Below are 5,245 nucleotides of genomic sequence, written 5' to 3' on the forward strand. Positions count from 1 at the left end.
GTGCACGGCCCCCGCCCCCACGCGCGCGCCCACCGGCCCGTGCGGCCGTCGGTGGGCTCGCGCTTGCGCGCGATCCCGGCGCGTCAGCCTTCGGCGACGACGCGGTGGCGACCGCGTTCCTTGGCCTTGTAAAGGCGGCTGTCGGCGACGCCGATAAACGGCAGCACGGCATCGTGTTCACCCGGCACCAGCGTGTTCACGCCAGCGCTCAGGGTCAGGCGCTTGCCCGGGCCCACGCCGGCATGCGGGATCAGCGCCTTGTCGATGAGATCCAGGCAACGCCAGGCCATCGCCATGGCCGCGGCCTCGTCGGTGTTCGGGAGCAGTAGCACGAACTCCTCGCCACCGAACCGGCACAGCAGGTCGTCGGTGTTTCGCACGCCGCCGGCCAGTGCCTTAGCCACGCGCTTCAGGCATTCATCGCCTTCGAGGTGGCCGTAGTGGTCGTTGTACTGCTTGAAGAAATCGATATCGAGAACGACCACGGACAGCGGATGCCGCGCCTGGCGCGCATCGCGCCAGCGGGTTTCCATCACCGCGTCGAAGCGACGGCGGTTGGCGACCCCGGTCAGGCCGTCCTTGAAGGAAAGCTCTTCCAGCTCGCGTTGCATGTCGAGCAGCTTTTCTTCCGTGCGCTTGCGTTCGCTGATATCGAACATGAAGCCGATCAGCGCATTCGGGGTACCGTCTTCATTGCGAACCACGTGCACCACATCGCGGATCCAGACGAATTCGCCGTCCTTGCGCAGCGCCCGGTAGTCGGCTTCGTGATCGATGCCCGCCTGCGATTGCGATACGCAGAAGTTGAACACCCACTCGCGATCCTCGGGGTGCATGCGGTCGGCCCAGTCCTGGACGGTCTGCCAGGACTGCGGCGACCAGCCGAGCAGCTCTTCGATCTGCGGGCCGATGTAGGCGAAGCGCAGGGTCGCCCAGTCGATTTTCCACGGGATGGCGCGTGTGGATTCGAGCAGCGTTTTATAAACGCTGATGTCTTCGGCAAGGATGGCGTCGTCGATGCTCATGGTCGTTTCCGGCGGCGCGGCAAGGTCTTCTTCAAGGGCCACGCCTTCGAGTGGCAACCCTGCGAATAATTCAAGGATGGAGAGGGTCGCCTCCGGCGCCTCCACCAGCGCGGTGCTCCCATCGGGCACCTGGATGTAAATACGCGGTGCCCCACCCTTCGCCCCGCGCACATGTTCCATCAGCCACATGACGCTTTCCGGAAGGCTGCGTCGCAGGGTGTCGTGATCGTAGCGGTCCCGCATCCCCGACGGGGCAAGATAGACCTGCTTGATGATGCTGGGCACCTCGAGGCCGCGCAGGGCTTCCTGGCAGGGTGTCGGGTGGTAAACGCCAGCGGGGTCGACCCGGCCGACAAGGGTCACCGCATGGCCGGGGCCCGCCCAGCCGCCTTCGGGGGCCTCGCCGAGGGCGAGATCCAGGAGCGCCGGATCGATCTGCTTGTGACTGGCCACCCTGGCCTTGGCCTGCGCGAGCGCTTCACGCGCCCGCTGCCGTGCTTCCGTTCCAGACATCGGTAACCCCCATGGCCCCCGGGCCATGTTCTTATGCGTCCCCCTAGTATCGGCCAGAACCGTGTCAGCTTGAGAACGTCGTCACAGTTCGCTGAGCCCCGGAATGGTACCGGTAGCCACCTACCCCCCAGGAGATCGTGCATGGCTTCCCGGATGATCCGACTCGCGGCCATGGCCGCCCTCTGCACCCTCCCGGCGCTGGCCGTGGCCCAGACGGGCCTCGGCTCAGCCGCGACCTACGCCTCCAAGCAGCTGCACCAGAAGTTCCTGAAGGCCGACAAGGACAAGGACGGGTTCCTTACGAAGGAAGAGGCCGAGGCCGGGAACATGCCCGAGACGGCCAAGAACTTCGACAAGATCGACACCACCGGTCGCGGCAAGGTCTCCGAAAAGGAGATCCAGACCTACCTGCTCCAGCAGGCCGGGACGAAGGCGGCGAAGCCACCCGGGGGCATGTGAGCCTGGGGCCGGCCGGCCCTAGTGCAGGCCGGCGAAGCGAAACGGCTGGGCGGTTACGAAGCTGGCCGAGACCTCGCCGGCGAAGGTGTGCCTTTGGTCCGCACCCAGGTCGAGTTTGCGCACCGGGGCACTCGCCGCGAAGTCGACCTTCTTCAGGTCGACCCAGAAGGTGTTGGGCGTAACGGCTGATTCGAAGAGATAGAGCCGGCGCTTATGGTCGAACACGGTGCGCCATCGCGTCGACGAGATATTCGGCTGCTCGGGCGTGGTGATGCCCAAAGGCACCGAGACATTGCGGATCACGGAAAACACGCTCGCAAGCGCGAGGTCGGGGTCGTCGCTTTTCGGAATGGCATTCACGTAGAACGACGCGCGGGCGAAACGATCCGCCGAGCGGTTCGTCCCCGGCAGCATGACCGTGCCGCCGATCCCTTCCCAATAGGTATTCAGCGCCAGCTGTTCGTCGAAGGTCGGCGAGTTGGTCATGACCTGGTATTTGCGATCGTGGTGGATGACCTGCTTGCCGCCGATGTATTCGATGATGGCGCTATCGCCCGTTGCGTCTGACATCGACAGGTGAAGCGTCGCGAGGCGCGGCTCACCGGGGACTTCATCGGTGACGACCACGAAAGGTTCTTTTTCCAGCGCTTTTACCGCGTCGTCCACCGTCGCGTAATTGTCGAGGACGTACTGCGCCCACAGCGCGATGCTTAGCGTGTGGTCGCCCTTCTTCGGCTTCGGGTAGCTGGATTCAACCAGCCACAGCACATTGGCCATCAGGCCTTTTTCGTTCGCGCCATCGGTCGTGGATACGTCATAACCGGTCGAGATGACGCTACCGTACTTCGACGTCCACGCCACCGACCCCGGACCAGCTTCGCCAACGCGTTTCATGCCACGCGGGAAGATCCACAGGTTCGTGCCGACATCGACCTTCCAGTCCATCGACCGCGCGGTGATGACGTCGTCGTTGTTGCCGAGGTAGACCACGCGTGTGCAGGCGTCGGTGGACATGGGTGTGGCGCACAACGCCATGAGCAGCGCGCACACGCCGTGCAGCGTGTTTCGTTTAGGTCTGTTCATTGCGAAGCTCCGGCGAAGTAGCCCTCCCCTGCCTGCGGGAGCATACGCCCGCTGTGGTCCGGAACCACTAGGAAATTCTACTTACCCGTCAAAGCGCGAATGCAGTTGGTCAGTGGCCCACGGAAGGCGACAGACGGGAAGACTGGATCTTCAGACGCTCCTCAAGGTGAAACGCGCGCTGGCTTCGGTCCTCGAGATCAACGCAGCACTTTTTGCGGACGCGCAGAACAGAGCAGATATTGCTGAAATCGTGGCGAAAACAAAGGACGAAACGCCAATGCCCAGCAGCGTAGAACCGTAAGTTCGATGCCGACGTTTGACACGCCCGAGCTTACGTCAGTAGCCTCCCCTTCGTCGGGAACAATCGACCTGCGAGACTGCAGCGAGGGACCTTTGGTTCGGCAGCTGCAGCAGGCGGAGCGCGATGACAAGCCCTCCTAACCTAGCTCCATTGCCTCGAAGCATCCGCTTCCTTCGGCCTTGTCCTTCAAAGCCCTCACGTTTGCGCGTGAGGGCTTTTTGGCTCTTAACCCTCGGCCGCTTCGGTACCCAACGGCGCGTTGGCGGCTTCACGGTTGAAACGGCGGAGCGCCACGGCACCACGCACACCATTGAGGAAGCCGATCCACAGGATGACTGCCATCACGATGCCCACGATAGCCTTCGGCTGTGTGACCCACTGGAAGATTTTCTCGAGCGAGAAGAGGATCAGGCCAATCCACGCGCTGGAAAGCGAATAGCGCCACGTGAAAATGCCGACGAGGGCAAAGCACACGCCATCGATGATGGACATGCCCGTGACGCCGAACGTCCGCATGGCCTCCGGCGCGGAGAAAAGAATGTACGCGCCGATTGCGATGTTCACCGCAGCGACGAACCAGGCGGCGAAAGCGCCGACCTTCATCGCTTGTTGCGCGTCGGCGCGATTGCCGATTTCCGGAATCCAGCTGTTGCTTTTGTACGTGCTGCGCGGCATGCCCCTTCCCCTTTTCAGATCCATGAATTCGGACGATTGCGAGCGCCGTTGCGGCGCCGGCTGCCAGAGCTCAGGGCCGATCGGGCCCCGGCGGAAGGCCCGCCGCCTCACCGCTCCGTGGGCTTATCGCGCGCAAGCGCGCTCCCACAGGCGAGCTGCCACACGTTGCGAGCTCTACATCGTCCCGGGAGTTCCGCGAAGAACAAAAAAAGGGCGCCCCAATGGGACGCCCTTTTTGAATAATTGGTCGGGGTGGCGAGATTCGAACTCGCGACCACTACACCCCCAGCGTAGTGCGCTACCAGGCTGCGCTACACCCCGACGAGCTAACGATTGTAGCAGCAACGCCCTGCCCTGCGGAAGCAGGATCAGCGGCGCAGCAGCGTAAGTACTTCTTCCAGTTCCAGGCGGACCTGGCGCACGATCTGGTGCGACATGCTGGCTTCCATGCGGGCCTGGGGGCCCTCAAGGCGGGCGCGGGCGCCCGTGATGGTGAAGCCTTCGTCGTACAGCAACGAGCGGATCTGGCGGATCATGAGCACGTCGTGCCGCTGGTAGTAACGGCGGTTGCCACGGCGCTTGACGGGCTTGAGGGCCGGGAACTCCTGCTCCCAATAGCGCAGCACGTGCGGCTTGACGCCACACAGCTCGCTGACCTCACCAATGGTGAAGTAGCGCTTCGCCGGGATGGCGGGGAGTTCGGTGTTATTCCCTGGATCCAGCATAGCCCTCGACTCTTACCTTGAGTTTCTGGCCAGGACGGAAGGTGACTACCCGCCGGGCCGAGATGGGGATTTCTTCGCCGGTCTTGGGATTACGACCGGGCCGCTGATTCTTCTGTCGCAGGTCGAAGTTGCCGAAGCCCGACAATTTCACCTGTTCGCCTCGCTCCAGGGCTTCGCGGACCACTTCGAAATAAGCGTCCACGAATTCCTTGGCCTCACGCTTGTTGAGGCCTACGTCGAGGAAAAGCCGCTCGGCCATTTCCGCCTTGGTCAGCGCCATCTTATCCTCGCAATCTCGCCTTGCATGTCTGCTCCAATGCCTTCACCGCGTCTGCCACGCAAGCGTCGGCATCGTCGTCGGTAAGGGTGCGTGAAGCGTCCTGTAAAATCAAGCCCATAGCGAGACTCTTTCGCCCTTCCTCGACGCCCTTGCCCACGTAGCGATCGAACAGGCGGACCTCCTT

The 5,245-nt window shown here is 63.1% G+C and carries 7 protein-coding genes and 1 tRNA gene; 1 reads left to right on the top strand and 7 read right to left on the bottom strand.

Annotated elements, in window-relative coordinates; all coding sequences use genetic code 11:
• Nucleotides 1-83: 83 nt before the first annotated feature.
• Nucleotides 84-1,538 (bottom strand): GGDEF domain-containing protein, encoded by a 1,455-nt coding sequence (locus ACTHLF_RS17010; RefSeq protein ID WP_440328812.1) that lies wholly within the window; start codon nt 1,536-1,538, stop codon nt 84-86.
• Nucleotides 1,539-1,679: 141 nt separating this feature from the next.
• On the opposite strand from ACTHLF_RS17010, the gene ACTHLF_RS17015 reads away from it, so the two are divergent.
• The gene (locus ACTHLF_RS17015; protein WP_440328814.1) at nt 1,680-1,997 is read left to right on the top strand and encodes an EF-hand domain-containing protein; all 318 of its coding nucleotides are present in this window, start codon (nt 1,680-1,682) and stop codon (nt 1,995-1,997) included.
• An 18-nt stretch (nt 1,998-2,015) separates the two neighbouring features.
• Here ACTHLF_RS17015 and ACTHLF_RS17020 read toward each other — a convergent pair whose 3' ends face one another.
• From ACTHLF_RS17020 to ACTHLF_RS17045, 6 genes are all read right to left on the bottom strand, one after another.
• A complete protein-coding gene (locus ACTHLF_RS17020) occupies nt 2,016-3,080 on the bottom strand; it encodes a linear amide C-N hydrolase (RefSeq protein ID WP_440328815.1) in 1,065 nt (354 codons plus the stop codon).
• Nucleotides 3,081-3,606: 526 nt separating this feature from the next.
• The gene (locus tag ACTHLF_RS17025) at nt 3,607-4,056 is read right to left on the bottom strand and encodes a hypothetical protein (RefSeq protein WP_440328817.1); all 450 of its coding nucleotides are present in this window, start codon (nt 4,054-4,056) and stop codon (nt 3,607-3,609) included.
• 244 nt (nt 4,057-4,300) lie between these two features.
• A tRNA-Pro gene (locus ACTHLF_RS17030) sits at nt 4,301-4,377 on the bottom strand.
• A gap of 47 nt (nt 4,378-4,424) precedes the next feature.
• Nucleotides 4,425-4,781, bottom strand: a complete 357-nt coding sequence (locus tag ACTHLF_RS17035; RefSeq protein WP_036114913.1) for a MerR family transcriptional regulator — start codon at nt 4,779-4,781, stop codon at nt 4,425-4,427.
• Nucleotides 4,762-5,061, bottom strand: a complete 300-nt coding sequence (gene ihfA / locus ACTHLF_RS17040) for an integration host factor subunit alpha (protein WP_036114917.1) — start codon at nt 5,059-5,061, stop codon at nt 4,762-4,764. Before ihfA ends, ACTHLF_RS17035 begins: the two co-directional genes overlap by 20 nt.
• A 1-nt stretch (nt 5,062) precedes the next feature.
• Nucleotides 5,063-5,245: hypothetical protein (locus tag ACTHLF_RS17045; RefSeq protein ID WP_440328818.1), on the bottom strand; the 183-nt coding region annotated here is incomplete at its 5' end.

The sequence above is a fragment of the Luteibacter sp. genome (genome assembly GCF_051958795.1).
In the GTDB taxonomy this organism is placed as follows: Bacteria; Pseudomonadota; Gammaproteobacteria; order Xanthomonadales; family Rhodanobacteraceae; genus Luteibacter.